The sequence below is a fragment of the Rhodococcus sp. BS-15 genome (assembly GCF_000813105.1).
Lineage (GTDB): Bacteria > Actinomycetota > Actinomycetes > Mycobacteriales > Mycobacteriaceae > Rhodococcoides.
This window is the reverse complement of the sequence record NZ_BAOX01000644.1, coordinates 1-582: the sequence shown is the minus strand read 5'-3', so window position 1 is coordinate 582 and position 582 is coordinate 1. Positions and strand designations below refer to the sequence as shown.

General features: G+C 60.7%; 2 protein-coding genes. Both read left to right on the top strand.

Annotation, left to right across the window (positions count from 1 at the left end; translation table 11 throughout):
• Nucleotides 1–115: 115 nt before the first annotated feature.
• On the top strand, nt 116–304 hold the full coding sequence (locus RHBS_RS32465; protein ID WP_128646958.1) for an acyl-CoA carboxylase epsilon subunit: 189 nt from the start codon (nt 116–118) through the stop codon (nt 302–304).
• Nucleotides 305–318: 14 nt separating this feature from the next.
• Nucleotides 319–582 (top strand): biotin carboxylase N-terminal domain-containing protein (locus RHBS_RS28460; protein ID WP_272913912.1); only part of this gene is annotated, 264 nt, incomplete at its 3' end.

The following is a 582-nucleotide window of genomic DNA, read 5'->3' as shown; positions in this document are numbered from 1 at the left end:
GGAAACATCCCACTATGAGCAACGCGAATCATGACGCAGTGAGCGGCGAAGCGAATCATGACGCAGTGAGCAACGAAACGAACGGCGACGCGAATCGTGTTGCTGCGTCGCCTGGTTGGTCGTTTCGCGGAAGCCCCACCGACGCGACATCGCTGCCGTTGTTGCTGTTCTGACCGCAGCGCGGTCTTCGGCGCTCGTCGAAGCTCCGGTTGTTTCGGATCTGTGGGGTCGTCCCCAGGATCTGCATCGATACGGACTTGCCAGTGCCCCAGCTCTTTTCGTCAATGCCCGATATGGCCAGTGAAGGAATTTCAATACATGACCACCTCGACTTCCCATAAGAAAATCTCGAAGGTTCTTGTCGCCAATCGTGGTGAGATCGCGGTGCGGGTGATCCGGGCGGCCGCCGATGCCGGGTTGGCCAGTGTCGCTGTGTACGCCGAGCCCGATGCCGATGCCCCGTTCGTACGCCTCGCCGACGAAGCCTTCGCACTGGGTGGACAGTCCTCGGCGGAGTCGTATCTGGTGATCGACAAGATCTTGGATGCGGCCGCCAAGTCCGGTGCCGACGCCATCCACCCC